The organism is Marivita sp. (assembly GCF_020055635.1).
GTDB lineage: Bacteria > Pseudomonadota > Alphaproteobacteria > Rhodobacterales > Rhodobacteraceae > Marivita.
In genome coordinates, this window is the sequence record NZ_JAIPUT010000055.1 from 1 (window position 1) to 22,925 (window position 22,925).

Genomic DNA, 22,925 nt, shown 5'->3' on the forward strand with positions numbered 1-22,925 from the left:
GGATGTAATAGCAGCCGGCCGCGACACGCGTGCCTGGCTTGCTCCCGACCACGAAGTGTTCCAGGCCGCGTGCCGCCGCGAGACCCTTGTAGCCATTGCCGCCGTCCGAGCAGAGCACGGCGTCGCCCGGCACGAGGGGGTTCATGGCGCGCTCCACGGTGGCGCTCTTGCGGTTGGGTAGTCGCCGGAAGAGGCGAGATCCACCGCGATCAGCGACGGTGAGAATGGGGAGCTGCCACCGCGAGAGGCCGCGCATCATCTTCAGCCCTTGCGTCGTGAAGTCTTCCCACCGTGGGCGCGGTGGCTGGGGGACATTCTGCGGATCGGCGAAGTGCCGAACCCATTCGCGCGATCCCTTCCGGGACTCCCGTTGGTAGGTCTCATCCGCCTCGATGATCCCCGAGAAGGTCGCCGCCACGCTACTGTTTCCGATGATCGAGAACACGAGCATCCGCCAGCGCCAGACTGTGTATTTGTTGAGGTCGAGCTGCTTGGCCAGCTTGCGCACCGATTGCGGCGCGGGGCTGCCCAGCATATCCCTCAGCGCCTCCATGAACAGGTCGGGGCGATGGATGCGGCCGATGGCGCTCCCGGTTCGGCCTGAATAGGTTTTCTGGCAGCCGCCGCATCGGTAACGCTGGATCTTGGTTCGGGTGCGGCCCCACTTCTGGCGCCGCGGGTCGCCGCAGAAAGGGCACTTGCGCTCCCGGTTTGTCCGTGCTTCGATTTCCGAGATTGCCTCCGACTTCCGCCGGAGATCCAGGATCTTCGTCTGCGCGTCCTCGATGTGGCCGGGTTCAGCTTGCCGAGGGCATCGAGAAAACGGCGAAAGTCGTGGTGTAGCAAGAGCATCCTCCGTGGGAAAAGCGGAGGAAGATAGACTCTTTCAAGTCAAGGCGAAGCGAACCAACACGGATTGCGGACACCCCCTATTTTTTTGGTATTATGATGTGGCCGCTCCCCGACGGCATCGATGTGCCAAGGCGGGTCAGCAATGATCCACAAAGGAGGACGGTCATGTATAATATTATCACGGTCGGGCTCGACCTGGCGAAGAATGTATCTCTGGTGCATGGAGCGCCTCAGGCATAGCGATCGTACGCAAGACGCTACGGCGAGCGCAAATACAGGATTTTTTTCGGCCAGCTGTCTTCCTGACTGTTGCGATGGAAGCTTGTTCACATTTTGCGCCGCGCGACATCCCCACCTGGAAACGCGAGATCGCCGATCCGAGCGGTATTCGCTACGCCGGCGTTACCGCAAACGCATAGCCGCCATGACCCCGCGCAGACTGCTGAAGCAGTCAGACCCGCCCCACCTATGACGGGAAAGGAGTTGAGCCATGCTCGATACATACACCATCCGCCACACTGAAATGCCGGCAGAGATGCAGTTTCTGCTGGATCGTTATCCCCGTGACAGCTGGGACTCCCATCCTGGGTTCCGGGAAAAGACCCGACATTGGCTTGGCGCGCATCAGATGTTCCGCCGCGTGGCGGAACGCATTCGGCTCGATACTGAAGGCCTGCTGAACAAGGACATGGCGCTGGACGACTATGCCGGGCGGCTGTCCCGTTTTGGCGGCACTCTGGTCGGAAATCTGCATGGTCATCATGGCTGGGAAGATCACAGCTATTTCCCGGAACTTTCGGCGGCCGACCCTCGGTTCGACGCCGGTCTTGCGGTGCTCGAACAGGACCACGCCGATCTGGATCAGGTGCTGGATGATTTCACGCGGCAGGCAAATCGCGTGATCAAACTGGCCACCCTCGATCCGGCGCAGGCCCATGACGAGGCAGGTAGCGTGCAGAGCACCAGTCAGGTCATCGAGGCCTTTCTGAAGCGTCATCTGACCGACGAAGAAGAGCTGGCCGTGCCGATCATCTTGCATCATCGGCTCAGAGGGTGAAACTGGGCACATGACCAAAGACACATCCGTTCAGGAAGACCAGGCCATGGCCAGCGAGCGCCGCGCACGAGGCGAATTCGTGCGCGGCGTCAGCGGGTTTCGTCATGCCATCGGCGATCCGGATTTCCCGGCAGAACCGGGGCGCTACCACCTGTTTGTGGCGCTGAATTGCCCGTGGTGCCATCGCGCGACGCTGGCGCGCAGTGTACTGGGTCTTCAGAGCAGCATCACGTTGAACGTGGCCTTTCCCAACCGCACGGACGAGGATGATCCGGCAGGTCCAAACCTGTGGGAATTTGCACCACACCGCATCGCGACCCTGACCGGCACGCCGCTGCCAGAATGCACGCCCGAGACCGGGACCGGGCAAGGCCTGCGCCTTGCCAAAGAGATTTACCGTGCTGAAGGCTCCGAAGAGCAATCGGTCCCGATCCTTTACGACAAGATCGCAGGCCGCATCGTCAACAACGAAAGTGCAGAAATCGTCCGCATGCTGGATCAGCACGCCTGCGCGCTTGGTTCTGCGGTCCCTGACGCGGGACGCCTGCGGTTGTACCCTGATGATGCCGCGCTCCGGCTGGATATCGACAGGCTGAACGACCTGATCTATAAGACGATCAACAACGGTGCTTACAAGGCAGGTTTTTCATCTGACCAAGCAGCTTATGCCAAGGCGTTTTCCGCCTATTTCGATACGCTCGCCAAATTGGACGGCCTGCTCTCTGATGGCAGGCCGTTCCTGACGGGCCAAAACTTTACCGAGGCGGATCTGCGCCTGTTCCCTACCTTATATCGCCACGACCCGGTCTATTATGTCCGAATGAAGCTGAACGGCGCCCGTATCCTCGACTATCCACATCTCTGGCGCTGGCTTTGTCGGGTTTATGCGATGACAGGAATTGCCGAAGCCGGTTCACTGATCCACTGCCGCCAAGGCTATTTCGGGCGCAGTTGGAATGGCGTTGTACCGTCGGGCCCCATCAAACCGATGACCTATCCAGAGGCCTATCTTCACCCGACACTTGCTGGTTTGCGCCAAGTGTCCATTTGAAACCAAGAACACGCAGCAAACATTGGCGCACTCAAGTTTTGGCCGCAAAGCGCGTTCTGCGCGATCCCAAATGCTGCGACGTGTATTCAACGGCGTCTTCGGGAAAGTCGAGATGCTCTTCGCGCACCTCAAACGCATCCTCGGCTTGGGGCGGCTCCGATTACGTGGCCCATGCGGCGAAAATGACGAATTCCTACTCGCCGCAACCGCCCAGAACCTCCGAAAACTTGCCAAGATCTTTCCTGCACCGCAGCAAATGAGCGAAGCCTGACAGGAAAGGCGCATGCGCCCGATTTGGAGCGGCTATTTCTGCGCTCGCAAACATCTGTTTTTCCACAGAATCGGGCGGGAAGCGGACATGCGGCGCTGCCGCGTGCCGAACGCAGCATTCCCCGAAGCCGACCTTCGGACGCAGCGAAAATCGATAGCCCGAGGTGCGGCGGCTCCGGTGTGCGGGTGCAGCACCGTAGGCGAAGCAGATCTCTGCGCGAGCTGGACGACGCGTTGAGAGTGGGCAGAACGACTCAATCCCGCTACGCTCCAGTTTACCTTCACTCCTCAAGCACGGGGTCCATGGATCAGTTCCGTTTCGCAGACTTCATTCTCGACCGTCGCACGCGGCAACTCCTTCGCGGCGGGGAGGTCGTGCGCCTCGGCGCCCGCGCCTTCGACGTGCTGGAAACGCTGGTGTCCAACCGCGACAGGATCGTGTCGCGGGACGAACTGATGGACACGGTCTGGCCAGGCATCGTCGTCGGCGACAACAACCTCAATGTGCAGGTCGGCAATCTGCGACGTCTGCTCGGCCCGGGCGCGATCGTCACCGTGGCAGGGCGCGGCCTACGCTTCGCGCTCAACCCTCAGTCCCGGGCCCCGGCGCTCGCCTTGCCGGACAGGCCGTCCGTCGCGGTCCTGCCCTTCGAGACGCTCGGCGGAGACCCTGACCTCGATTGGCTCGCCGATGGCTTCGTCGAGGACATCACGACCGAGCTGTCGCGTTTCCGCGACCTGTTCGTGGTGGCCCGCAACTCCGCCTTCATCTACCGCGAGACGCCGCGGGACCTGCGCGCCGTCGCGCGCGACCTGGGTGTCGGGTATCTTGTGGAAGGTAGCGTGCGGGCGCGGCCGGACCGCGTGCGCGTGACCGTGCAGTTGATAGACGCCGCCAATGGCGGGCATGTCTGGGCGGAAAACTTCGACCGCGAGATGGTCGATCACTTCGAAACGCAGGCGCATGTCGCCCGTGCGATTGTCACCTGCCTCACGCCGCAGATCGGCCGTGCCGAGACCGAGCGGAATCGGGTTCTTCCGCCCGAGGACCTGACCGCCTGGGGCCTGGCGCAACGGGCCTGGTCGGTGATCTCGATGGGCGAGATGGACTATGACCGGGGTCCGCGCGACCATGCCGAGGCCTTGGCCCGGCAGGCATTGGCGCGCGACGCCGGCTGCGCGATGGCGTGGCGGGCGCTCGCCTGGGTTGCTTGGTGGAACGTCTACCATGGCACCACGGACAGCGTGCCCGACACACTGGACGCCGGTATCGATGCGGCAACCCGGGCCGTCGCCATCGACAAGACCGACCATCAGGCGCGGCGGCTGCGGGCGCAGCTGCATTTCATGAAGCAGGATGTGGCGACCGGCTTGCCCGAGTTGCGGCAGGCCCACGAGATGAATCCGAACTGCGCGTTGACGCTGTGTTGGCTTGGGTTCTACGAAGCGATCAACGGCAATGCCGGGGACGGCGTGCCGCTGACCGAGGCCGGCCTGCGTCGCAGCCCGCGCGATCCCGCGCGGGGTTCTATGCTCTGCGCGCTTGGCTTCGCGCAGTTCGCCGCACGCGATTACACGGCCACGGCCGACGCGGCCGAGGCCGCCCTTCGGGAGGCCGCACAAAGCGCCACGCCCCTGATCCTCGGCACCATCGCCTATGTCGGGCAGGGCCGGATCGACAAGGCAACCGAGACGTTCCGGAGCGTGGAGCGGATCGCGCCCAGGCTCGTCGAGGCCCGCTTGTCCGGGCGATGGTTGAGCTCGGACCCTGACTACCTTGCCCGGACACACACGTTCTTCCGCGTGGCGGCCGGCCTTGCGCCCCCGGAGGCTGCCGACGCGGTACGCTAAGACGTCTCGGTTTTAGAAAATTTTAGGCATGCGTATGGCGCGACGTCTCGCGATGCAGGACGCTGGCGGCACAGCAGTCAGCACGGATAGACGGGTGTGCCGGCCAACTCCCTCGGAACAGACTGAAGGAACACGACATGAGCAAGACGCTTGAAAAAGGCACCTCCGAAGTCAACGGGCTTCTCTGGGGTGCACGTGCCCGCGACTGGGCCGAGGTCCAGGAGGGGCAGTTCGCGGCGGCGTTCCATGCGGTCCTGGCGCGTGCGAAGGTCGGGCCGGACACTCGCCATCTCGACGCCGGATGCGGGGCAGGCATGGCGGCGGCGCTTTCGGCTTCGCTCGGCGCCACCGTTTCCGGGCTCGACGCCTCCGAGGCGCTGCTGCGGGTAGCCCGAGAACGCACGCCCGGCGGAGACTTCCGGCAGGGCGATCTGGAGGCGCTGCCCTTCCCGGACGACGGTTTCGACCTCGTGACCGGCTTCAACTCCTTCCAATATGCTGGCGATCCGGCGCGGGCGCTCCGCGAGGCCGGGCGGGTGACGCGCCCCGGCGGAAAGGTCGTCATCATGACATGGGGTGAACCTGCTGGCATGGAGGCCGCGGGCCATATCGCCGCGCTCAAGCCGCTCATGCCGCCACCGCCGCCGGGCGCAGGCGGCCCCTTCGCGCTGTCGGACGAGACTGCGCTGCGCGGATTCGCAGAGGCGGGTGGCCTAATTCCAGTCGAGGTCAGAGACGTAGACACTCCTTGGCACTATCCCGACCTCGCTACGGCGTTGCGCGGCATGGCGTCCTCGGGCGTGGCGGTGCGGGCGGCGCAGCATTCGGGCGAGGAGGAGCTCATGGCGGCGATGACTGGGTTCCTGACGCCGTTCGAGCGACCGGACGGGACGATCGGGTTCGGCGCGCGGGCCAGATATCTGGTCGCCACGGTCTGACCAAGATGGCCCTAACGATCGCCTGCGGGGAAAACCTCGACGACTTCCTCGATCTTGTGCGCGCCTTCTTCGCATGGACGATAACCAAGGTCTGGGAAACCAGCGGACAGCCTGCACTGGACTCGGCACTCGTCTCCTTTGTCCAGCCAAACGGCGGTTACCGTATCGGCGCGACCTTCCGAATCCTCATGGCTGCATAGGTCGGCTGAAATCCTCCCGGGCCGGTTCGAGAGAGGCCGTCCCAAGCCCACGCACATTTTTCATCAAAGGAGAAACCCAATGAAGACGTTCCTGAAAACACTGTCTGTCGCAGCACTTGCCGGTCTGGCGTCGGCACCTGTCGCAACAGCCGAGGTGTCCGAACACTTCATCATTCACGCTTTGGAGCAGACACCGCAGGAGGCCGCCACACTGATACGCGATTTCGTTGCAATGAACGACGACTGGTCGCTCAACGGGGAATTCGAGATGATGGGTGGGGCAGCCGTCGGCATGAAGATCTGCTTCAACGCCATGCGCGGCTACGTCGCTGCCGCGGGCTTGCATAACCTCGCCATGATGCCATGTGGCAACATCGCCTTATACGAAGAGAACGGTCAGTCTTTCCTTTCGATGCTCGACGTCGGGTATCTTACGACCCTGTCGCCAAATCCCGAGCTTGAGGAGGGCGTGGCCCTGGCGCGTCCGGCCTATGCCGAGATGTTCACCGAGGTTCTCGGCGTCGAGTGAGATGCACAGCAACGCAAGGCGGGCGGTTGCAATGGCGGGTCAAGCGCCCGCGCGACAGGTGGGCTCATTGTCAAAGTGTGTCGATGGACATGCACGACCTGACCTGGCCAACCTTTGCTTACGGTCGGTACTCGCCACACGAGCGCGCAATTTTTGTTTTTTTGTGCCACAAGGCGCAATAAAGTGAGGCTTTGACCTACTCGCTTCCGACTTCGAATTCAGACATGCGGTGGAGATTGTTATGACCCAGATACTCCAGATTGCGGCCATCGCGGTGGCCACCCTCGGGACCAGCGCCGTGACGATGACGGTGATGAAAGAGGACATCCCCGACCTTGCCGTACCCGAGGGGGGCTGGAAGACCGGCCACGAGCTTGACGGAAGGTCGTTCGAGATCCTCGGCACCGATGTTGCCAGCGGTGCGGTCCTCGACAACAGGATCACGTTCCGCAACGGCACGTTCCAGTCGACCGATTGCCAGAACTACTGTAATTTCGGCTGGTCCGACTACCAGAGCAAGGTGATCGACAGCGTCATCCATTTCACCGCGCGCACGGTCTGTCCCGACGCGCCTCATACGGTGGTCTGGTACGGCAGGGTCTCGGGCGACGAGGTCGTGGTCGACGGCACCTGGACCACGCGGCGCTGGTACTGGACCAACCAGATCGTGATCACGGCTACGGGAGCGGACGCTCCTGTTGCCGGTGACGGCGCCTCGGGGTGAGGCTGCCCGCGTGACGCGGACCGGCGCGGGTGGCGTTCTTCTGCGCCTCGCGATCCTCGCGGCTGTTCTGGCGCTCGCTACATGGGGGGTGCATCTCATCCGCGACGCCCTCGACCTTCAGGTCAGGCCCGACAACGAACAGCAGATCCACCAAGCCATAATGCTCGGGTCGGTCGCCTATGTCGGGCTTCTGGCACTGCCTTTCGTGCCGGGGGCGGAGATCGGGCTGGCGATGCTGGCGGCATTCGGTCAGGCCATCGCGCCATTGATCTACGTCTGCACCGTCGCTTCGATGACGCTGGCCTACACGGTTGGACGTTTCCTGCCGATCAGCGCGCTGGAGCGCCTTCTATCTTTCCTGCGGATGCGGCGCGCGGCCGCCCTCGTGGCCCGCGCGGCACTGCTTTCGCCGGAGGCGCGGCTCGCGATGCTGCTGGACGGTCAGCCGAAACGCGCTCTCGGCCTCGGACTGCGCTACCGCTACGTCGCGCTCGCGCTGGCTGTGAACACGCCGGGCAACTCGATCATCGGCGGGGGCGGCGGTATCATGATGATGGCGGGGCTCAGCGGCATCTTCTCGCCGCTCGCGACCTTCCTGACCGTGACGATCGCCGTCTCCCCGGTGCCACTGGCCGTGATGTTCCTTGGCCTCCAGATCTGAGAAGCCCAAAGAGCCTCGGGGACCCGAGAGTCTCAAGGGCGGTGCGCGTGGATGGGGTGCCAGTGCGGCTCTTCCCAGTTCCGATGATCTTGAGGGGCATGGCTTTCTCCGATGCGGGTAGTGTGACCGCCGATCACTGGCCGACGGCGATCGGTCCGTGAATGCCCGAGGCTCTCTCACGTGTTCCTGGAAGCCGGAGGCAGATCGTTTCAGCGATGATCCAAGCCTACCGCATTGTTCGCCGAGGCCCGCCAAAGAAGATCGCAAGGACCGATTGCAGAAATGCCGGGCGCCGCTCCGTAGAGATCCGAGAAAGTTCGACCGGTTCCGCATTCTGGGGGTTCATTTAATCAGTACTGCTGTCGTTCACAGCGAAAATTGCCGCACTATGCGTGAACGGCCGTTTCGGGGAAGAAGCGGCGCGGAGTCAGATCAGCAGTTACAGGTCCGCAATGGGTCGCTGAGCGCGGGCTGGCACCTCTGGGCGACCATCTCCTTCCGTCGTGGCGGCGCGAGTCCGCTTGAAGCCCTTTCATGCCTTTTGCCGAACATGTGGGCAGTCTCAATCGTGGAGAAGTGCCGCCCCATCTGGGCTATCAATCGCCTATTTCCACGTGCCGTCCGATTGCTTCTTTGCAATTTCGGCACTCACCCCCGTGACTTTTTCGCCACCAGAATTGGTCAGTGTCCAAGCGTTCTGGACAAGGGCAAGATCGCCGGTCTCAAAAGCGGTCTGGCGGTCGAACTCAATCATTGCGCCGGAGTCAAGATTGCCTTGTAGAACCGGACGGATCTGCTCAGGCCCTCTGAATGTTCCATGATGGTTCGGAAACACCGTGTCCCCTTCGTAAAGCGCCATCAGGCCTTCAATATCGCCTGCGGAAAAGCATTCTGAAAACACCCTGATTTAATCCGTCGCGCTGTGTGACGCCATGTCTTCTCTCACTTTACCTGTGGAAAAGTACGCGCGGCAGAATTTTATGCAAAGGACATTCTAAAGGCGACTGTGATGCCGATGGCGGGCGGGCATGGCAAAGCTCCACCTGTTACACATTGTGAAGCTTGGCGGCGGGTTTGCGATGTCGCCTCTCCCGCGCATCAGCGAAGGCAACGGTTGAGGCAGGCGAGCCAGTTGTCGCGCGCGAGTTTGCCGAGGAGCGGCGCATCGTAGCCATGCGCACCCATCGCCTCGAAGAGAAGCGGAACGCCGGTCACGTCGCCGATCAGGTCCGGTACGACGCAGCCGTCGAAATCCGAGCCCAGCCCGACGTGATCCTCGCCCGCCTCGGCGATCAGATGGTCGAGATGGCGGAGCATCGTGTCCCAAACCGTGCCGCTATCGGCCCGGCCGTCCGCGTTCAGGTAGAAGGTCGCGAAGTTGAAGCCCACCATGCCTCGGCGCTCGCGGATCATGTGGAGCTGCCGGTCGGTCAGATTGCGCGGGCTGGCGCAGAGCGCATGCGCGTTGGAATGCGTGGCCACGAGCGGATTTCTTGAGACGCGAGCCACGTCGTCGAACCCTTTCTCGTTCAGGTGCGACAGGTCGATCAGGATGCCGAGTTCATCGCAGAGGTGAACGAGGTCGCGGCCCTTCCCGGTGAGGCCGGGTCCCGTATCCGGCGTGCCGGGAAAGGCCATCGGTACGCCGTGACCGAAGATCGTGGGCCTGCTCCAGACCGGGCCGAGCGACCGCAGGCCCATATCGTGGAAAAGGTGGAGCGCGTCGAGGTCCGGGCCGATGGCCTCGGCGCCCTCCATGTGCATGACGCCTGCAATGATGCCTGCCTCCATGGCAGTTCGGATCTCGGACGCAGAGCGGCAGACGCGGAAATCCTGCGGCGCCGCCCGCTCCATCCAGTGCAGAAGTCCGGCCATCGCCAACGCCTCGGGCTGGGCCTGCGTATGCGTCATCTCGGGCGGCATGGGCAGCGCGTAGGGTGGGTCGGCCATCAACACCTTGAAGTCTGGCGGCGGGCCATCGGACGCCGGCGGCACGAAGATCGCGAAAAGGCCGCCCGCGAAGCCGGAGGCCTTCATCCGCGCGAGGTCGAGGTGCCCCCGGCCACTGGCGCCCAGCCAGGTCTCCTCGCGCGGCGCGGGCGTCTTCATCAGCCGCAGGAGGAAGTCATTGTGGCCGTCGAAGAAGGGGACGAGGGCGGTCATGGGGCAGGCTCCTTTTCGGCAGTCGCCGCGAGATAGGTGTCCACCGCGTTCAGAAGGTCGGTGCAAGGCTGGTCGACGATGTCGAGTTCGCCCAGATGTCCAACGATGCTGGCGAGATAGTCGCGGCTGGTGCCGAGATCGCCCGCCCCGTGGGCGACGTAGCGAACCTGTTCCTCGTGAGTCAGGTCGGGGCGGACATCGGGCACGTCGTGATCGGCGAGAAAGGTCAGCACGCGGGTCTCCTCATCGCCGATCCGCGCCGGGATGAACCCGGCAAGATAACCGGGCGCCAGCATTTCGCGCTGAAAGAGAATATCGGTCTCGGCTTCAACATCCGCGGCGGCAATCCGGAAGGCCAGCCCATCGCAGCCGTCGCCCGCGTCCAGCGTCGCCATCAGGCCCGGCGCTTCCATCGTTCCGCGGCCGCCCCGATATTCTACGAGGATCAGGCGGCGGGCATGGTTCGCGACATGCGCGCGCCGCACCTCGGCGAAGCGCAGGGCCGGGTTCCACATCAGCGACCCGTATCCGAAGACCCACAGGTCGCCCGAGTGGCCGGCCAGCGCCTCGGCGCGGATCACTTCGCGCCGTGCTTCGGGATACACCCAGTCCCGCAGATGCGGCTCTTGCACGATGAGATGTTCGGCCCGGAAGGTCCGGAAGAGCGAGGTTTCGGGATCTGCGATGCGGTCGCGCAGTTCGGGATGGTGGGCGTAGGGGTCGAGCGTGTCAGGCAAGACGGTTCTCCTTCGCGGCATCGTGGACCGGGGTCATTTCCATGCAGATGTCGACGCCCTCCACGATGCCCGGGAAATCCGTAGAACCGGGAACCTCGCGGAATCCGGCTTGGCGGTAGAGCGCCTGGGCCGAATGCAGCTTGTAGTGAGTGGACAGGCGGTAGTGGGTATATCCGGCGGCTGCTGCCTCGGTCAGGAGCATCTCCAGCATCCGTCTGCCGACGCCTATCCCCCAGGCCTTGGGACGTACGAACATGCGCTTGATCTCCATCGTGGTCGCATCCTGACCGTAAAAGGCGACACAGCCGACCGGCGCGCCGTCAAGCCGCGCAAGAAGCAGACAGCCAGACGGCGGACCGAACCGACCTGGCAGACCTGCGAGTTCGGCGTCGAGATTCGCGAAGACGGAGTCGTTCGGGGATTTCCCGTCCTCGGTCACATGGGCTATGGCCCATGCGAAGAAGTCGCGGATCAACAGCCGAACGGCATCAAGGTCCTTGGGCGTCTCTGCGCGGGCGATATCGACAACCATCTCAGCGTGCCTTCAAGCGATAGCGGTCTGCCTCCGCGAAGACGTCGACCACGATCGTGCCGGCGCGTATCCGCGCACCGTGCTCGACACCCGCAGGGATGTCGTAGCTGTCACCGGGTCGATAGGCCCGCGTCTCGCCACCGATGGTGAAGAGGATCTCCCCCGCGATCACAGTACCCCATTGGGGCCCGTGCGCGTGGGGCGGAAGGTCCATGTCCTCGTGGAAGCGGAAGAAGGCCACCAGCCCCGCATCCGAGCAAACGGCATGGGAGGTGACCACATCCTCGGGAAACGGTACATCGAGGGCAGGCATGGCATCGAAGAAGGCGGGAAAGCGCATCAGGTATCTCCTGTTTCATGGTCAACAGGTCTCATTCGACCAACCCGAGTTGACGTGCGATGCTGGCGCTGTCGTAATAATCGCGGCCCTCTACCACCTTGCCGTCCTGCACCCGCATGACCGAGCAGTATCGCACTTCCATCCGGCGACCGGAGGGCGGGAAATTCCCGAGGCTCGAATGAAGGTTTCCGGTCTGGGTGCCGCGGTTGAGGAACTCGACAACCGCCCAGCCGTCGGGGCCATCGCCACCGGTGATGACGTTGACGACCTTGACCTCTCCATCCGGGAAAGCGGTGCGCCAGCGCTGATAGTCCATTCGGTAGCCGTCGGGACCGATCTGTGCCTCGTCACGCGCCACATCCTCGAACCGGCAGTTCGGCGCGATGATGGCAGCACCACGGTCGGGATCGCGCAAGTCCCAGGATTCGTGAAACTGCCGGACGGTCTTTTCGATAATGTTCATTAAGTCTCCTTCGGGATTGGGTCACCAGGTTGCGACGGCAGTTGCACGATTGCCAGGCACACGTCTTCTTCCCCGAGCACGGTCGTCGTGTGGCCCGACCCGGCCACGTCCTCCATCCGCCAGATCGCGCCTGCGCCAAACTCCCTCAGCGCGCCATCACCCGCCTCGACCCGAAGACGGCCCGACAGGCAAAACGAGACCTGCCGGCGCGGTGAGGGATGCCGCGCGCCACCCCATCCAGCGGGAAGCACGAGGTAGAGAAGACCCGTCGCCGGCTCAGTGTCAGAAACCGGCATTGGAGGCGCGGGCGGGGCGAAACCGCCGGAGCGGAGGGAAACATGCAGGTCCGAAAAGTGCGAAATGCCGTCCGCCCCCTCCGTCAGGTGCAGGATCGGCATGGCATCGGCCAAGTGACTTGTGGCGTTTTTCATACGTCATCCTCCGCGCAAAGGCTGCCGCCCACCCTATGGCAAGGCATGCTCATCTCTCAGCTTTCATGGCGATCATCGTCACAAAGGGCAGGAAGCCGTAAAGCGTTCCGGCCTCGGCACGGCGGTGATATTCAGCCTCGAGCGCATCGGCGAGCGGCTGGCCGATCACGCCTTCGGTCACGAAGCGCGCAGCCGCCATCCTGACCCAGACGAGGTTGCCAATTCCGTCCGTAACGACGCGGATTGCGGTATCGAAATGCGCGACCGTCAACCCGGCAGCTTGAGCCAGCGGTTTGAGCTTGCCCGCCAGCCAGGCATCCGTCACAGATCCGGCCACGAAAGCCCGGGCACAGGAGTCGAGCGGATCGCCGGGCGCAAGGCCCAGTGCGGCCTTCGAGAAATCTGCATCGCAGACCACCAGCGTACCGCCCGGGCGCAGGATGCGCGTGGCCTCCGTGACAAGCGGAGACGGATCGGCCACATGCGACAGCACCGTGTGCAGAATGGCGATGTCGGCGCTGCCATCGGCGAGATCGAGCGCCGCGCCGTCACCGTTTTGAAACTTCAGGTTGGGGTAGTCACCAGCCAGCGACCACGCTTTGCCGGTCAAGGCGGCGGACGGCTCTACACCGAGGACATTGGCGCGCCCGAAGCGGTCGGCGATGCGCCGGGTCACACCGCCGGTCCCGCAACCGATATCGACGATCAGGCCGCCGTCGGGCGGCGCAAGCCGGTCGAGATAACCGTCGATCACGGGCAACATGGAGGGGTCCGCCGCACGCACTTCAAGCGCCGTTGCCATGATCTCGATGAACTCCGGGGACGCCGCATCGACATCTGCGAAGGGGTCGCTCATCCCGCCACCTGCCGCGCGTAATCCTCAGCGTCGAACCAACCTCTCGAGGCGATGACTTTGCCGTCGGCGTCCATGTCCCATTCTTCCCAGCCTGCTATCCGCACCGGGTTGCGCGTTTCGGCATGGTGGCCGGTGAAGGTCCACAAAAAGGCAACGTGCTCGCCCGCGATGCGCACCCCGTCACAGGTCAGGTTCAGGTCGGGCAGATCAGCGAAAAATCCTTCGGCCATGGCCTGCACGCCCGCGCGCCCCTCCCAGGGCGTGCCCCGGTTGATGACGATGCCGCCGGTCTCGGCGTAGAATGACGCAACTGCTTCGGCCGAGCCGCTGTTCCAGGCAGCGGTATAGGCGGTGGCCGTGGCGGCGATACTGTCGGTTTGCATGCGTCTCACCCTTTGCTTGTTGGATCTCGCACCCGGCGCGGTTGACGGGTGCAGCATTCAGATCTGTTCTTCGTTCAGGCTGCACGCCTTGCAGAGCCATCCGGTGCCTGCGCTTCGGTCGAGGACGGCCAGCGTGGTGCCCGTACCGGTATTGCCTTCGGAGAACCTGGCAAGTACCCAGGCAAGGTCGCCCGAGCCGCCGAAAGACAGGATGTCGAAGCGTTTTGCCGTTGCCGTCCGGGTCCAGTCCCGATGCAGGATCTCGATCTCGGCCCGCCCGTGGGCAGCGGGCGCGAAGGGCGAGTGCAGCATAGCATCTTCGCTGAACATCCCGGCACAAGCGGCGGCATCGCCGACCGCATAGGACCGTGCCATCTGTTCAAGCCACCCCTGCAACTCGTCTTTGAGCATCATGTCATGGCACCTTCGTGCAATTCGGCAAATGGATCGCCGTCCCAGTCGCCTTGGCTGTGAAGCGCGCGCAGGCGGGTGAAGGACGAGTAGTCGAACATCAATCCTGCGCGGTTCTGCTCCATCCGGGCGCGGTGGCGGCCGTCGTGATAGGCGGCCTCGCGCATCGCCTCGTCCGAGCGCCAGAGCGAGCAGGTGAAGCCGCCGCGCCCGTCGGCCCCGTTGAACACGTCGTTGCGCAGGTTCGCGGGCAGCGCGCCATACCACGCCATCACCTCGGACACGCCCTCCACGAAGCGCCGGATGCGGGGCAGCATCCAGTCTTCGCGCGACAGGAATCCCGCAGTGGTGACGACGACCAGCGGACCGCCGGGATCGACCGGGGCGGGACGCACTGCGGTGCCATTCTCGACATGGCCGCGCCAGTTCACCTTGCCGCGGTGCGACACCGGAACGGCGAGGCAGTGCCACGCTGCCTCGGCTTCGGCCAACCAGGGTATCGCCGCGCCCGGATCAGCAAGCATCGCCTCGGCCTCCGCGCGACGATCCCAGATCCCCAACCCGCCCCAGATCTCCGAGGTCAGGGTCGTCAGCCCATCCGCGCCGGGGACGTGCTGCGGGCAGAACCGCCAAACCGACGCGCCCGCCACGGGGGGAAAGCTGCGGTCCCGAGCGGCGATCGGCGCGGCAAAGCGCACCCGGTGCAGCGTGATCCAGTCGTGGTCCTGGTTGTTCATGCTTTCACCTTCAGCAACACCGGTGGTCATCGGCACCTTGGGGCGATCCGGCGACAAGGTTGTGCGCCGGCCTACGGTCTGCGCTGGATCTCTCGGAGCGGCGCCGCCCGAACCGGCGGAGTGCTTCGGCCTTCTTGGTCAGTGCCGGCTGCAACAATCTACCCGTGCGGCGGCTGATATGCTCCGGTGACCTCGCCGGCCTTCTTCAGGGCCGCCATCGCCTCGGACGAAGTCATCAATTTCGTCGTAGCGGAGGCCGACACCGTCCCGGCCGAGCCGACGGCAGCCGCGCCTGCCATCATGAACATGTCGTCCGGGCCTTCGATCAGGCAGACAACGTCGTACTGTCCGAACGAAAAGAACAGGTGGTGCAGCTTGCCGCCAAGCGCCTCGACAAGCTTGCGCGCAGCCGCTTCGCGGTCGCTCGGGTCGGCGACCATCGCCTTGATGGCATCGCCGGAATAAGCCAGTTGGTATAGGTAGAATGGCATTGTGTTTTCTCCCCCAAGGGCGGGCGTCGGCGTAATGCCATCCCGTCCTCTGTGAGGGTGGCGCGACCGGGACAACGGCGTCACCCAGTGCGGCTAAAAAGATATAAATCAGAGGTGCCGCAGCTACCTGAGCATCTTGGCCGCCTCGGCCGGGCTGAGGCCGGCGGCGATGCGGAAGAAGGTGTGCGCGCGCGCCAGATAGTCGGGGTTCGAAGTGAGCCAGCGGCCCGCAAGGCGCGCCTCGACAAGGGCCGGCGCGATCTCGGCGACGCGCGCGAATGCCGCCTCGGCTCGGTCCATATGCCCCGCGCCGACCCAGGCGATCGTGCCGAGGATGAGGGGAGTGGCGCTTCCCGCGGCCTCGGCCAGCGCCGCCTCCGCCGCTTGCGCGGCCGCGTCGTAGTTGCGCACGGCGAATTGCGCGAAGCCAAGCGCCGCGAGGAGGGAGCCGCGCGATGGATCGCGCGGGGAGCGGCGCAGCGCAGCCACGGCCAGCGGGACGCCGCGTTCGGCATCGCCATGGAAGCCTTCGTAGAGGCCAAGCCACGCCAGCGTCACCGCGCAGTTCGGGTTGATCTCGTGTGCTTGGCGAAGCTCGGGCAGGCCGGCCTCGGCATCCTGGTTCATAAAGTGCAGAAGGGCCCTGAGGCGCCGCGCGTGGTGGTCGGTCGGATCGGTGGCGATGGCCTTCGTGGCGGCATCGATTCCTCCAGCGAGTGTGTCGGACATGGCGGGTGTCGTGGCGTGGTAGACATTCCACCACGCGACCCATGCCAGAACGCGCCAGGCGAGGCCCGAGGTCGGATCGATATCAAGCGCCTGCCGGGCAAGCTCGGCCGCCTTGTCGCGCGGTGCGGGGTCGTAGGTCATGTCGCCTGCCGAGACCATGGACCAGCCCCTGAGCGCGAGGCCGTGCGCGGTCAGGTCCTCGGGCGAGGCAGTGCGGATGCGCTCGGCCTCGGCCCGGTCGATCTGCGGCGCGAGGCAGGTCACGATGGCTTGCGCCACCCGTGCCTGTGTCTCGAAATGCCCGACAAGGTCGCGGTCGAAGACCTCGGCCCAGACATGCCCCCCGGTGTGGGCGTCGATCAGCTGTGCGGTGACGCGCACACGCTCGGCCGTGGCGCGGACACTGCCTTCGACGACATAGCGGACGCCCAGTTCGCGCGAGATGGCCCTGAGATCGCGCGGCATGTCCCGGTAGACGAAGGCCGAGTTGCGCGCCACCACGAAAAGGTCCCGGAACCGGGACATCTCTGTCGTGATATCCTCGACGAACCCGTCGGCGAGCCAGGACAGGGCCGGGTCGCCGCCAAGATCCGCGAAGGGCAGGACGACGACAGAGGGCCGGTCGCGAAGGCCGAGCGCCAACGGACCCGTCGATGCGACCTCCAGCGCGAAACGCAGGCCGCGCCCCGGCACCGTGACGATCGCACCCGCCCCCAACAGCCGTCGAAGGTTGGCGAGTTGGACGTTCAGATTGTTTTCGCCGACAACGGTATCGGGCCAGACCGCGGCCATGATTTCGTCCCGTCCGACGACGCGGTCCCGGCAGGTAATCAGAAGATCGAGAAGATCAAAGGCGCGCGCGCCGATGGCGATGTCTTCGTCGCCCCGCACCAGGCGCCTTGCGCGCCGCTGAAACGTAAATTCTGCGAAACGAACACTGTCCATCAGCGGGTCGGGATGTCCTTTTGTAAATATCTTATCAGAGGAGGAAAAAATTGTCTCGTTTTCTCGGTATGCCCGCAGGAACAAGCCAAGTGGCGCGCCTGTCATCGTGTTGTGCAGGGCAAGCGTGCGGCGAACGACCGGTTCGGACTTTGGCGAGATTGCCCTCCTGAAATGTCCGCTCTGTGGTAGCTCGTGCGGCATTGCCGCGGCTGGTTCAGAAACTCTTTGGCCAACCGCAGGCACAGTTCGCTGCATCTGCGTTGGGCCGCTCCGTCCCGCATTGTGTGAGTTCGAACGGCCCTCGACTTTGCGCTCGCAGCGAATGGCCGATCTGCTGAAGCCGGGCCGCAGCGACGGAAACCGCAATGAATGTCTCTTATGTGCCGTCAGTGAAGACGGCCCTATCCATCAGATTTCAACGGCTTCCGCGATGGCGAGTGCATCTTCGAGTTCAACTCCCAAGTATCTGACGGTGCTGTCCATCTTGGTATGCCCCAGCAAGAGCTGAACTGCGCGCAGGTTGCCTGTTTTCTTGTAGATCTGGGTCACCTTGGTCCGACGCATCGAATGCGTGCCGTAGGCGCTGGCCTCGAGACCGATTGACGTCACCCAATCCCGGACGATCCGAGCATACTGCCGGGTCGAGATGTGAAGCCGCTCATGGAACCGTCCCGGCCAGAGATATTCCGAGCCAATCATCAGGGGTTCCTTCATCCACTTCGCCAAAGAGGCGCGCGTGCCTTCCGAGATCTCGAACCGGACAGGCTTCTTCGTCTTGCTTTGCAGAACAGACGCTCGTTCCTTGATCTGGCCGGACGCCATGACATCGACCACCTTTATTCTGACAAGGTCGCAGCCACGCAGCTTGCTGTCGATGGCCAGATTGAAAAGCGCCAGATCACGGTGGTTTTCAGCAAGCTCGAGCCGGACGCGGATTGCCCAGACGTGCTTGGGTTTCAGTGGGCGCTTCTGTCCCACGATCCGCCCCTTATTCCAAGCGGGACGAAGCGCGCGAATGGCGGGTAAGTTTGGTGTTTGCATGACTGATCCTCCGATCCGCCACGCCACCCACAACGACAACCCGACGTTGACTAAGGCAGTATATCACAGGATGCTACACCGCATCTGAAGTTTGGAACGAGCCCATTCTCACAATTTTTTTTTCAACTCAGCGAATGGCAGATTTTGCGTTCTGACCTCTCAAAACGGAAGTCATATCAATCCTCCTCGCGGCCCAATTTGATAAATCCCAGCATCGCCTGCACTTTCTCTGTCCGGTGTAGATCAACATGCGTGGCGAGCCATAGCGGCACGGTCCATGCCTTATTTGGGGGAAGAACGCGATGGAACCCGTCACTGGCCTGTGCCTCGTGGTCCCCTGTAAAGCCCATGCCGATGCCAGCAGTAATCGCTGCTAAGTTGACCCCGATGTGGCGAGACGAAAGCGCGATCATATCTGGGCGCACGTGGTCTTCTATCCACGGCCAGAACGGAAGGCGGCCCGCTTGGGCGTGTGGCACAACAAATTGATGGCCGTCTAAATCGCTCGCGTTCTTCGGGAGGCCAAACCGACTGATGTAGGTATCATGGGCATAGAGGTTGAAACCAACACGCCCGAAACTACTCACAACATAGTCTGGATGGTCTGGCTTTGATCCTGCACGAAGCGCGATATGCGCCTCGCCATATTCAAGTCGGGCAAGGTCTTCGCTCGCGTCGATTTGTACTCCACAATTTGGGTTCTGCGCCCTGAAGTCCGCGATTGCTGACATCAGTAGCCCTGCAAAAGGGGCCAAGATCGTCAATTTGATCTCCCCTTCGATTTGGGTTTTTGCGCCCTTTACGCGGCCCGCCAGATCGTCGGTCAATTCCTCTGTCTTCTGAGCCACACGCAGCACGTCTTCGCCCAGTTCTGTAAGCGCGTAGCCCCGCGCATGACGGATAAAGATGCGTGCTCCCAATTCAGCCTCAAGCACGTCGATGTGGCGGTTCACCGTCGCGCGGTGAAAGCCAAGCATCTCAGCCGCAGCACTGACGGTTCCCAATCTGGCAACTTGGTATGCGGTCCGAAGCTCTGCCCATTTGTCCATATCATCTATGCCTATTTTACGCGCATCAAATGCGGATTTCTCCGCATTGAGAGCATCAAAAATACAGAGCATTTACCCAATAGCACGAACATTCAACGGTGGAGACTACGCATGACCTACATATCACTCGGCCTTCGTATCTTACTTACCGTCGCATTTGTTGGCGCAGGCGGCGCGAAGCTCGCAGGTGTCGCAATGATGGTCACGACGTTCGATCAAATCGGATTTGGCCAAGCCTTTCGCTACTTTACAGGCGCTGTGGAGGTGATTGGCGCGACCTTGCTGTGGTTGCCCCGTCGTCAGATCATCGGGGCTGCGGTTCTGGGTGGCACGATGGTTGGCGCAGTCTTGGCTCACTTGTTCATTCTTGGCCCCTCACCACTCCCCGCCATCGTGCTTGGCCTGCTGTGTGCGTTGGTTCTTTACATCTACCGCGCCCAAATCCCCCAGGTTCTGGGCCGCACCAACACGCCTCGGACCTGATCGGACGCCTTCATGCCAACACGTTCCAATATTGTCGTCTTTGCCGCAAGCAACAGCACGAAATCCATCAACAGACGCCTTGCCTTGCACGCAGCCAGAATCCTTCGCGATGAGTTCATGGCACCCGTCGAAATCGAAGTCCTCGACCTCAATGACTATGAAATGCCGATCTACAGCCCTGAGCGCGAGGCGCAGGGTATCCCGCAGCTTGCCCACGATTTCTACGACAAGCTGGGGGCCGCTGATGGGGTGATCATCTCGTTTGCCGAATACAATGGGGCCTACTCCGCCGCGTTCAAGAATATCTTTGACTGGTCCAGCCGCATCAAAATGAAGATTTTCCAAGAACGCCCCGTGATGCTGATGGCCACATCCATGGGTGGGCGTGGCGGCCAGAATGTGCTTGCGGCGGCGATGGGCGGCTTTCCACATTTTGGTGCGAACATCACGTCCAACTTTAGCTTTGGCCCCTTCAACGAACACTTCGATACACAAACAGATCAGCTGAAAACCCCCGAACTGGCGCTGGAACTGCGCGAAGCGATTGCCGCATTCCGCGACGCCCTTCCTGCAAGTGCATAAACCCTGAAAAGGAAAATCCCATGTCTCAGTCTACGATTTCACTCCTCCTCAAAATCGCTGCTGGCCTTTGGGTCATTTGGGGCCTTGTCCACATGTTGGCAGGCATCATGACCGTCTCGCTCGATACGCCTGATGCGGTTGCAGGCATTGCGGACGCGGTAGATCCCGCACTGTTGGTCGGTTCATATCACGAGGCCGTCGGGGCCGTGATCAACCAGCACGGATTTAACTTGCTGTGGATCGGGACATTTACGTTGGTGGGTGCGTTCTGCATCTGGCGCGGTTCGGTGACGGCGATGTTCTTTACCGGGCTCGTCGGTGGTTTGGCCGACGTCGGCTATTTTGTCTTCCTCGATTTGGGTGGCTTCGTGAACTTCGTTCCCGGGACGATCATGACTCTTGTTTCGAGCTCCGCCATCATCCTGAGCCTTGGTGCTTATTTTATGGGGATGCGCAAGCAGGAGGCAAAGAAGGCATAAAGTCAACGCAGCTATTTGATGGAAGAGCGGAGCTTGGAAACAGAATATTAAGGTCCGGTTGGTCCCGCACTGCCGTCACTCGCTTCTCGAAAATGCTGCGCGATGCACCAATGGCTGGTCTGATGAAGCTGCGGTGCGGCTTCAGACCAAAGCGCCAAAGTCCGGTCAGGGCCGGTCGCGTCCGAAGAGATCATGCTGCACCACCGCAATCTCTCTCGGGAGCCGTGGGTAGTCAGGGCCCTTAGCTGACCTTCACCGGCCCGGGATGCCGCGAAGTTTCTCCTGATCATGTGCTCGCTTCGAACGAGCGTCGTTCACCTCAGAGCGGGCAACCTGCCGCTTGCGTGCTATGCCGTCCTACTATGCCGTCTTACCCCACTCAGCGTGCCGAACTCGCGCATACAGGTCCCGCAGACCCATATAAATATGGGGTAAGGCGTCCCCACCCTGCCCCGAAAACGGTCTCGAAAACCGTTACTCGAAGATTCAAATTTCGCCCCTCACCTACAGCATAAAATTGGCGCTCAGTGTCCTCCTCTAAATCGCTTCGACTGCGTGTTCGACGTGTTCGTTTGTAGAATTAGTCGTCTGCCTGTCTTTCCTGTTCGCGGGATGAGGGAGTTGGCGGCGCGCTTGGCCCCGGCGATTTAGTTTAATCTTCGTAAAGGTTGATGCCGGCCGCGGCAGTCATTGCTGCATAGTATGCTGGCTCGTTTGCCGGGTCTTCCTCGTTCTCAAAATCCGACACGATGCCGGCGGTATAACGATACCGATCAGCTTCAATCACGAGCGTGCGGCCATCTGTGAGATCGAACGCTTGGGCATAGTGCTGAGAAGCACCGTAAACAGAGCCGACGTAAGTTGAAGGTCCTGCGAGTTCGACGCCAAGCTTTTGCGCGGCTTGGTATTCGACACTGCGGTAGCGGTTATCGATATTGAGCGGTGTTCCAAATTTTTCCATTTTCTTCTTCCAATTACCTGCCCAGAAGCTTGGGCGTTGCTGCTCTGTTCTCTGCATCTGCGAAGAAAATAGGTTCAAAGGATCTGCACCGAAGCGGCAAGACGACATTTTTCTTATTTTTTGGGGGGTGTCCGCAAACCGTGTTGGTCCGCTATGCGGACGGAGCGGACTTTCGTTCCAATCGGGTTGGGCTATCATGACCGCATGTACAAACTGAAGCCGGGCATCAAGCAAGACCCGCAGCGCCGGTGGCAGCTGCCTGACCGCATCTTTTTCGGACACGGCGCATGTCATATCTTGGCGGGAATCTATCTTGAAGCTGCACCTCTCACCGGTTTTCACGCCGAGAGGATCATTCCGGGGGAAGGCTATGCCGGTAACCACATTTTCGTAACCGACGGCGTCTTGGCCTTCGATTTCCACGGGTATTCTTGCAGGAGAAACCTCTTGGCCCACCACATTTCGGGATGGTCAAGGGTTTCAGCCCCCGGTTGGCACTGCAAAGTCGTAGACGTGGATTTCGACCTTCTCGAAACCAAAGACCTGAATGCGAGGAAGATGCTTGGTCCGGACCAATTCCTGAGGGACCCGCGACCACGCGCGCGCTCATTTCTCGGCCGTTTCGATCACTCGGCTTCAGCCGTGAAGTCGTGCAATTTCCCCAGTTGAGCAATGACAGCTAAGGGCTCGGAGCAGACCTGCGCGACACCCGGTCTACGAGGCGCGGACAATCTCCGCCGGGGACATACCCGCCAGCCGCACCTCCAGCCAACGGATGTAGCCGTTGAGGTTCTTTGTCGCCGGTCCGCAGAACGGCTCGATGAACCTGCCATAGCGGGCGTGGAGCGAGTTCACATTCTGGATGTGATAACAGCCTGCCGCGACACGCGTGCCTGGCTTGCTCCCGACCACAAAGTGCTCCAGCCCGCGCGCCGCCGCGAGATCCTTGTAGCCATTGCCTCCGTCCGAGCAGAGCACG

Annotated in this window: 29 protein-coding genes and 2 pseudogenes; 12 read left to right on the forward strand and 19 right to left on the reverse strand. The window is 62.3% G+C overall.

What is annotated here, in order from left to right; genetic code table 11:
* Positions 1 to 553, reverse strand: a 553-nt coding sequence (locus LCF60_RS19200; RefSeq protein ID WP_292294053.1) for an IS1595 family transposase, incomplete at its 3' end; no start/stop codon positions are given.
* Positions 554 to 1,342: 789 nt separating this feature from the next.
* Here LCF60_RS19200 and LCF60_RS19205 point away from each other — a divergent pair.
* The 9 genes from LCF60_RS19205 (at position 1,343) to LCF60_RS19245 (ending at position 8,133) form a co-directional block, all read left to right on the forward strand.
* A complete protein-coding gene (locus tag LCF60_RS19205) occupies positions 1,343 to 1,909 on the forward strand; it encodes a hemerythrin domain-containing protein (RefSeq protein ID WP_292294054.1) in 567 nt (188 codons plus the stop codon).
* A 10-nt stretch (positions 1,910 to 1,919) separates the two neighbouring features.
* Positions 1,920 to 2,960, forward strand: a complete 1,041-nt coding sequence (locus tag LCF60_RS19210; protein ID WP_292294055.1) for a glutathione S-transferase C-terminal domain-containing protein — start codon at positions 1,920 to 1,922, stop codon at positions 2,958 to 2,960.
* A 22-nt stretch (positions 2,961 to 2,982) separates the two neighbouring features.
* Positions 2,983 to 3,231 (forward strand): hypothetical protein, encoded by a 249-nt coding sequence (locus tag LCF60_RS19215; protein WP_292294057.1) that lies wholly within the window; start codon positions 2,983 to 2,985, stop codon positions 3,229 to 3,231.
* Positions 3,232 to 3,533: 302 nt separating this feature from the next.
* A complete protein-coding gene (locus LCF60_RS19220; protein ID WP_292294059.1) occupies positions 3,534 to 5,081 on the forward strand; it encodes a winged helix-turn-helix domain-containing protein in 1,548 nt (515 codons plus the stop codon).
* A gap of 137 nt (positions 5,082 to 5,218) precedes the next feature.
* Complete coding sequence (locus LCF60_RS19225) at positions 5,219 to 6,019, forward strand: class I SAM-dependent methyltransferase (protein ID WP_292294060.1); 801 nt, start codon at positions 5,219 to 5,221, stop codon at positions 6,017 to 6,019.
* A gap of 5 nt (positions 6,020 to 6,024) precedes the next feature.
* On the forward strand, positions 6,025 to 6,219 hold the full coding sequence (locus tag LCF60_RS19230; protein ID WP_292294061.1) for a hypothetical protein: 195 nt from the start codon (positions 6,025 to 6,027) through the stop codon (positions 6,217 to 6,219).
* 79 nt (positions 6,220 to 6,298) lie between these two features.
* A complete protein-coding gene (locus LCF60_RS19235; RefSeq protein ID WP_292294062.1) occupies positions 6,299 to 6,748 on the forward strand; it encodes a hypothetical protein in 450 nt (149 codons plus the stop codon).
* A 241-nt stretch (positions 6,749 to 6,989) separates the two neighbouring features.
* Positions 6,990 to 7,472 (forward strand): hypothetical protein, encoded by a 483-nt coding sequence (locus LCF60_RS19240; protein ID WP_292294064.1) that lies wholly within the window; start codon positions 6,990 to 6,992, stop codon positions 7,470 to 7,472.
* Positions 7,473 to 7,482: 10 nt separating this feature from the next.
* Positions 7,483 to 8,133 (forward strand): hypothetical protein, encoded by a 651-nt coding sequence (locus LCF60_RS19245; protein WP_292294066.1) that lies wholly within the window; start codon positions 7,483 to 7,485, stop codon positions 8,131 to 8,133.
* A 604-nt stretch (positions 8,134 to 8,737) separates the two neighbouring features.
* Here LCF60_RS19245 and LCF60_RS19250 read toward each other — a convergent pair.
* From LCF60_RS19250 to LCF60_RS19320, 16 genes and pseudogenes are all read right to left on the reverse strand, one after another.
* Positions 8,738 to 9,034, reverse strand: coding sequence for a nuclear transport factor 2 family protein (locus tag LCF60_RS19250; protein WP_292294067.1), 297 nt, complete (start codon positions 9,032 to 9,034; stop codon positions 8,738 to 8,740).
* Between the two features lie 197 nt (positions 9,035 to 9,231).
* Complete coding sequence (locus LCF60_RS19255) at positions 9,232 to 10,296, reverse strand: dipeptidase (RefSeq protein WP_292294068.1); 1,065 nt, start codon at positions 10,294 to 10,296, stop codon at positions 9,232 to 9,234.
* The gene (locus LCF60_RS19260) at positions 10,293 to 11,033 is read right to left on the reverse strand and encodes a gamma-glutamylcyclotransferase (protein WP_292294070.1); all 741 of its coding nucleotides are present in this window, start codon (positions 11,031 to 11,033) and stop codon (positions 10,293 to 10,295) included. The genes LCF60_RS19255 and LCF60_RS19260 overlap by 4 nt, the downstream gene beginning before the upstream one ends.
* Positions 11,026 to 11,565: a GNAT family N-acetyltransferase gene (locus LCF60_RS19265; protein WP_292294072.1), complete on the reverse strand. Its 540-nt coding sequence runs from the start codon at positions 11,563 to 11,565 to the stop codon at positions 11,026 to 11,028. Before LCF60_RS19265 ends, LCF60_RS19260 begins: the two co-directional genes overlap by 8 nt.
* Before the next feature lies 1 nt (position 11,566).
* A complete protein-coding gene (locus LCF60_RS19270; protein ID WP_292294074.1) occupies positions 11,567 to 11,905 on the reverse strand; it encodes a cupin domain-containing protein in 339 nt (112 codons plus the stop codon).
* Between the two features lie 31 nt (positions 11,906 to 11,936).
* On the reverse strand, positions 11,937 to 12,368 hold the full coding sequence (locus LCF60_RS19275; RefSeq protein WP_292294075.1) for an ester cyclase: 432 nt from the start codon (positions 12,366 to 12,368) through the stop codon (positions 11,937 to 11,939).
* Positions 12,368 to 12,799 (reverse strand): cupin, encoded by a 432-nt coding sequence (locus LCF60_RS19280; RefSeq protein ID WP_292294077.1) that lies wholly within the window; start codon positions 12,797 to 12,799, stop codon positions 12,368 to 12,370. Before LCF60_RS19280 ends, LCF60_RS19275 begins: the two co-directional genes overlap by 1 nt.
* A 49-nt stretch (positions 12,800 to 12,848) precedes the next feature.
* A complete protein-coding gene (locus LCF60_RS19285; RefSeq protein WP_292294079.1) occupies positions 12,849 to 13,655 on the reverse strand; it encodes a methyltransferase domain-containing protein in 807 nt (268 codons plus the stop codon).
* Positions 13,652 to 14,038: a nuclear transport factor 2 family protein gene (locus tag LCF60_RS19290; protein ID WP_292294080.1), complete on the reverse strand. Its 387-nt coding sequence runs from the start codon at positions 14,036 to 14,038 to the stop codon at positions 13,652 to 13,654. The genes LCF60_RS19285 and LCF60_RS19290 overlap by 4 nt, the downstream gene beginning before the upstream one ends.
* 57 nt (positions 14,039 to 14,095) lie before the next feature.
* Positions 14,096 to 14,452: a nuclear transport factor 2 family protein gene (locus LCF60_RS19295; protein ID WP_292294082.1), complete on the reverse strand. Its 357-nt coding sequence runs from the start codon at positions 14,450 to 14,452 to the stop codon at positions 14,096 to 14,098.
* Entirely contained in the window at positions 14,449 to 15,186 is a 738-nt protein-coding gene (locus LCF60_RS19300) for a hypothetical protein (RefSeq protein WP_292294083.1), read from the reverse strand. The genes LCF60_RS19295 and LCF60_RS19300 overlap by 4 nt, the downstream gene beginning before the upstream one ends.
* A 158-nt stretch (positions 15,187 to 15,344) precedes the next feature.
* Entirely contained in the window at positions 15,345 to 15,677 is a 333-nt protein-coding gene (locus LCF60_RS19305; protein WP_292294085.1) for a GYD domain-containing protein, read from the reverse strand.
* Between the two features lie 123 nt (positions 15,678 to 15,800).
* Positions 15,801 to 17,297, reverse strand: a complete 1,497-nt coding sequence (locus LCF60_RS19310; RefSeq protein ID WP_292294087.1) for a winged helix-turn-helix domain-containing protein — start codon at positions 17,295 to 17,297, stop codon at positions 15,801 to 15,803.
* Between the two features lie 88 nt (positions 17,298 to 17,385).
* Positions 17,386 to 17,511: pseudogene (locus LCF60_RS24645) on the reverse strand (hypothetical protein); the annotation flags it as partial.
* Positions 17,512 to 17,759: 248 nt separating this feature from the next.
* Positions 17,760 to 18,392, reverse strand: a complete 633-nt coding sequence (locus LCF60_RS19315; protein ID WP_292294089.1) for a tyrosine-type recombinase/integrase — start codon at positions 18,390 to 18,392, stop codon at positions 17,760 to 17,762.
* Positions 18,393 to 18,568: 176 nt separating this feature from the next.
* On the reverse strand, positions 18,569 to 19,513 hold the full coding sequence (locus LCF60_RS19320) for a LysR family transcriptional regulator (protein ID WP_292294091.1): 945 nt from the start codon (positions 19,511 to 19,513) through the stop codon (positions 18,569 to 18,571).
* Between the two features lie 39 nt (positions 19,514 to 19,552).
* Between LCF60_RS19320 and LCF60_RS19325 the strand changes: the two genes are divergently transcribed.
* Genes LCF60_RS19325 through LCF60_RS19335 form a run of 3 tightly spaced genes read left to right on the forward strand, consistent with a single transcriptional unit; the run spans position 19,553 to position 20,985 of the window.
* A complete protein-coding gene (locus LCF60_RS19325) occupies positions 19,553 to 19,924 on the forward strand; it encodes a DoxX family protein (RefSeq protein WP_292294092.1) in 372 nt (123 codons plus the stop codon).
* 12 nt (positions 19,925 to 19,936) lie between these two features.
* Positions 19,937 to 20,506, forward strand: coding sequence for an NAD(P)H-dependent oxidoreductase (locus LCF60_RS19330; protein ID WP_292294094.1), 570 nt, complete (start codon positions 19,937 to 19,939; stop codon positions 20,504 to 20,506).
* Positions 20,507 to 20,526: 20 nt separating this feature from the next.
* On the forward strand, positions 20,527 to 20,985 hold the full coding sequence (locus LCF60_RS19335; RefSeq protein ID WP_292294096.1) for a hypothetical protein: 459 nt from the start codon (positions 20,527 to 20,529) through the stop codon (positions 20,983 to 20,985).
* A gap of 652 nt (positions 20,986 to 21,637) precedes the next feature.
* Here the strand turns inward: LCF60_RS19335 and LCF60_RS19340 are convergent.
* Together LCF60_RS19340 and LCF60_RS19345 are read right to left on the reverse strand one after the other, a co-directional pair.
* Positions 21,638 to 22,369, reverse strand: a complete 732-nt coding sequence (locus LCF60_RS19340) for a hypothetical protein (RefSeq protein ID WP_292294098.1) — start codon at positions 22,367 to 22,369, stop codon at positions 21,638 to 21,640.
* Between the two features lie 291 nt (positions 22,370 to 22,660).
* Positions 22,661 to 22,925 (reverse strand): annotated as a pseudogene (locus LCF60_RS19345) (hypothetical protein); the annotation flags it as partial.

What these genes read in the sequence shown, in the direction of transcription:
- LCF60_RS19290 (WP_292294080.1), bottom strand. Translation starts at nt 14,038, where the DNA reads ATGCAAACCGACAGTATCGCCGCCACGGCCACCGCCTATACCGCTGCC.
- LCF60_RS19230 (WP_292294061.1), top strand. Translation starts at nt 6,025, where the DNA reads ATGGCCCTAACGATCGCCTGCGGGGAAAACCTCGACGACTTCCTCGAT.
- LCF60_RS19225 (WP_292294060.1), top strand. Translation starts at nt 5,219, where the DNA reads ATGAGCAAGACGCTTGAAAAAGGCACCTCCGAAGTCAACGGGCTTCTC.
- LCF60_RS19240 (WP_292294064.1), top strand. Translation starts at nt 6,990, where the DNA reads ATGACCCAGATACTCCAGATTGCGGCCATCGCGGTGGCCACCCTCGGG.
- LCF60_RS19300 (WP_292294083.1), bottom strand. Translation starts at nt 15,186, where the DNA reads ATGAACAACCAGGACCACGACTGGATCACGCTGCACCGGGTGCGCTTT.
- LCF60_RS19205 (WP_292294054.1), top strand. Translation starts at nt 1,343, where the DNA reads ATGCTCGATACATACACCATCCGCCACACTGAAATGCCGGCAGAGATG.
- LCF60_RS19325 (WP_292294092.1), top strand. Translation starts at nt 19,553, where the DNA reads ATGACCTACATATCACTCGGCCTTCGTATCTTACTTACCGTCGCATTT.
- LCF60_RS19265 (WP_292294072.1), bottom strand. Translation starts at nt 11,565, where the DNA reads ATGGTTGTCGATATCGCCCGCGCAGAGACGCCCAAGGACCTTGATGCC.
- LCF60_RS19295 (WP_292294082.1), bottom strand. Translation starts at nt 14,452, where the DNA reads ATGATGCTCAAAGACGAGTTGCAGGGGTGGCTTGAACAGATGGCACGG.
- LCF60_RS19270 (WP_292294074.1), bottom strand. Translation starts at nt 11,905, where the DNA reads ATGCGCTTTCCCGCCTTCTTCGATGCCATGCCTGCCCTCGATGTACCG.
- LCF60_RS19305 (WP_292294085.1), bottom strand. Translation starts at nt 15,677, where the DNA reads ATGCCATTCTACCTATACCAACTGGCTTATTCCGGCGATGCCATCAAG.
- LCF60_RS19235 (WP_292294062.1), top strand. Translation starts at nt 6,299, where the DNA reads ATGAAGACGTTCCTGAAAACACTGTCTGTCGCAGCACTTGCCGGTCTG.
- LCF60_RS19330 (WP_292294094.1), top strand. Translation starts at nt 19,937, where the DNA reads ATGCCAACACGTTCCAATATTGTCGTCTTTGCCGCAAGCAACAGCACG.
- LCF60_RS19335 (WP_292294096.1), top strand. Translation starts at nt 20,527, where the DNA reads ATGTCTCAGTCTACGATTTCACTCCTCCTCAAAATCGCTGCTGGCCTT.
- LCF60_RS19275 (WP_292294075.1), bottom strand. Translation starts at nt 12,368, where the DNA reads ATGAACATTATCGAAAAGACCGTCCGGCAGTTTCACGAATCCTGGGAC.
- LCF60_RS19285 (WP_292294079.1), bottom strand. Translation starts at nt 13,655, where the DNA reads ATGAGCGACCCCTTCGCAGATGTCGATGCGGCGTCCCCGGAGTTCATC.
- LCF60_RS19315 (WP_292294089.1), bottom strand. Translation starts at nt 18,392, where the DNA reads ATGCAAACACCAAACTTACCCGCCATTCGCGCGCTTCGTCCCGCTTGG.
- LCF60_RS19220 (WP_292294059.1), top strand. Translation starts at nt 3,534, where the DNA reads ATGGATCAGTTCCGTTTCGCAGACTTCATTCTCGACCGTCGCACGCGG.
- LCF60_RS19210 (WP_292294055.1), top strand. Translation starts at nt 1,920, where the DNA reads ATGACCAAAGACACATCCGTTCAGGAAGACCAGGCCATGGCCAGCGAG.
- LCF60_RS19280 (WP_292294077.1), bottom strand. Translation starts at nt 12,799, where the DNA reads ATGAAAAACGCCACAAGTCACTTGGCCGATGCCATGCCGATCCTGCAC.
- LCF60_RS19320 (WP_292294091.1), bottom strand. Translation starts at nt 19,513, where the DNA reads ATGCTCTGTATTTTTGATGCTCTCAATGCGGAGAAATCCGCATTTGAT.
- LCF60_RS19255 (WP_292294068.1), bottom strand. Translation starts at nt 10,296, where the DNA reads ATGACCGCCCTCGTCCCCTTCTTCGACGGCCACAATGACTTCCTCCTG.